The 2,470-nt window shown below is 55.7% G+C and carries 3 protein-coding genes; 2 read left to right on the top strand and 1 reads right to left on the bottom strand.

The genetic code is table 11. The features are described 5' to 3' along the window. The first annotated feature begins 64 nt into the window (after positions 1 to 64). On the top strand, positions 65 to 976 hold the full coding sequence (cysM, locus tag ACRDD5_RS07770) for a cysteine synthase CysM (RefSeq protein WP_271280752.1): 912 nt from the start codon (positions 65 to 67) through the stop codon (positions 974 to 976). Positions 977 to 981: 5 nt separating this feature from the next. Beyond that, positions 982 to 1,818 (top strand): pyridoxine/pyridoxal/pyridoxamine kinase, encoded by an 837-nt coding sequence (gene pdxK / locus ACRDD5_RS07765; protein ID WP_438676400.1) that lies wholly within the window; start codon positions 982 to 984, stop codon positions 1,816 to 1,818. A gap of 47 nt (positions 1,819 to 1,865) precedes the next feature. On the opposite strand, the gene crr is transcribed toward pdxK, so the two are convergent. Beyond that, positions 1,866 to 2,375, bottom strand: coding sequence for a PTS glucose transporter subunit IIA (gene crr, locus ACRDD5_RS07760; RefSeq protein ID WP_196348315.1), 510 nt, complete (start codon positions 2,373 to 2,375; stop codon positions 1,866 to 1,868). Positions 2,376 to 2,470 lie beyond the last annotated feature (95 nt).

Here is a 2,470-nt window from a genome sequence, read left to right as displayed (position 1 = left end):
TACCAAAGCACGGATGTAGGCCCGGTAAGCATAGCGCCACCGGGTTTTTTATTGGACAGCGATCGTGAACACACTCGAACAAACCATCGGTAATACCCCGCTCATCAAATTACAACGCATCGGGCCGGACAACGGCAGCGAAATCTGGGTCAAACTGGAAGGCAATAATCCGGCGGGATCGGTCAAAGACCGCGCCGCACTGTCGATGATTGTACAGGCGGAAAAACGCGGCGAAATCCAGCCCGGCGACGTGCTGATCGAAGCCACCAGCGGCAACACCGGTATCGCGCTGGCAATGATCGCCGCGCTGAAAGGCTATCGCATGAAGTTGCTGATGCCGGACAACATGAGCCAGGAGCGCCGTGCCGCGATGCTGGCCTACGGTGCAGAGTTAATTCTGGTGAGTAAAGAGCTGGGTATGGAAGGGGCCCGCGACCTGGGGCTGGAGATGGCCAACCGAGGTGAAGGCAAACTGCTGGATCAGTTTAACAACCCCGATAACCCGCTCGCCCATTACACCACCACCGGCCCGGAAATCTGGCAGCAGACCGCAGGAAGGATCACCCATTTTGTCTCCAGTATGGGGACAACCGGCACCATTACCGGGGTCTCCCGTTTTCTGCGCGAGCAGGACAAAGCGGTGAGCATCGTCGGCCTGCAGCCGGAAGAGGGCAGCAGCATCCCGGGTATTCGCCGCTGGCCTGCGGAGTATATGCCGGGAATTTTCAATGCGTCATTGGTTGACCAGGTACTGGATATTCATCAGCGCGAGGCGGAAAATACCATGCGTGAGCTGGCGGTGCGGGAAGGTATTTTTTGCGGCGTCAGCTCCGGCGGTGCGGTAGCCGGTGCGCTGCGGCTTGCCGCGACATCACCGGGGGCAGTGATAGTGGCGATCGTTTGCGATCGCGGCGATCGCTATCTCTCTACCGGCGTGTTTGGTGAAGAGAGCTATGCGCAGGGCGCAGGGATTTAAACACGATGGACATGATCTTATTCCGGGACAAAACCCGGGCGCAGCAGACCGACATTGTGGCAGTGCAATCGCAGGTGGTTTACGGCAGCGTGGGCAACAGCATCGCGGTGCCTAATATTCGTCAGCATCACCTGAACGTGACGGCGGTACCGACGGTACTGTTCAGTAATACCCCGCACTATGACACCTTCTATGGCGGAGTGATCCCCGACGAGTGGTTCAGCGGCTACCTGAAGGCGCTTGAAGAGCGCGACGTTTTGCGCCAGCTGAAAGCAGTCACTACCGGGTACATGGGCAGCGCCAGCCAGATTGCCATCCTTGCCCAGTGGCTGAAGGCCATCAAGCAACGGCATCCGGAACTGCTGGTGCTGGTCGATCCGGTTATCGGTGACACCGACAGCGGCATATACGTGAAGCCGGAAATCCCCGACGCCTATTGTCAGCACCTGCTGCCGCTGGCGCAGGGAATTACCCCGAATGTGTTTGAGCTGGAAGTGTTAAGCGGTAAGCCGTGCCGTGACATCGCCAGCGCAGTGGCGGCCGCGAAAGGGCTGCTTTCGCAGACGCTGCAGTGGGTCGCTATCACCAGCGCGCCAGTTGAAGGCGACGCTGACAGCATCCATGTGGTGCTGGTGTCCCATGACAACGTGACGGTAAGCGCGCATCCACGCATTAAGACCGACCTGAAAGGCACGGGCGATCTGTTCTGTTCCGAGCTGGCGAGCGCGCTGGTGCAGGGCGAAAACGTAGCGGCGGCGATAGCGCGCGCGGGGGATCGGGTAACGCAGGTGATGAAGTACACCCAGGAAAAGGGTTACGACGAGCTGGTGCTACCGGCCTGACAAACAAAAATGGCGCCCGAAGGCGCCATTTTTCTGTGCGGCAAGAATTACTTCTTGATGCGAATAACCGGGGTTTCACCCACAGTGACGCTGCCAGACAGTTTGATCAGCTCTTTGATTTCGTCCATGTTGGAGATAACAACCGGCGTCAGGGTAGACTTGGCTTTCTCTTCCAGCAGTGGCAGATCGAATTCAATGACCGGGTCGCCAACTTTCACACGCTGGCCTTCTTCAGCGATACGCTTGAAGCCTTCGCCTTTCAGCTCGACAGTGTCGATACCGAAGTGAACGAACAGCTCAATACCGCTATCGGATTCGATAGAGAATGCATGGTTGGTTTCAAAAATTTTACCAATTGTGCCGTCAACCGGTGCAACCATTTTGTTACCGGTTGGTTTGATAGCAATGCCATCACCAACGATTTTCTCAGCAAACACTACATCTGGCACGTCTTCAATGTTGACGATCTCGCCAGAAAGCGGAGCAATAATCTCAATAGTTCCGGAGTCTTTTTTATCATCAGAAACCAGAGATTTCAGTTTATCGAACAAACCCATGATCTTCTCCTAAGCAGTAATTTGGGCCGCATCTCGTGGATTAGCAGATTGTTTTTTCTTCAATGAACTTGTTAACCAGCGTCATTAACTCGTCC

This window comes from Silvania sp. (assembly GCF_051656365.1).
In the GTDB taxonomy this organism is placed as follows: domain Bacteria; phylum Pseudomonadota; class Gammaproteobacteria; order Enterobacterales; family Enterobacteriaceae; genus Enterobacter; species Enterobacter hatchlandensis.
Note: the sequence above shows the minus strand (reverse complement) of the source record. Positions and strands in the feature narration are given on the sequence as shown.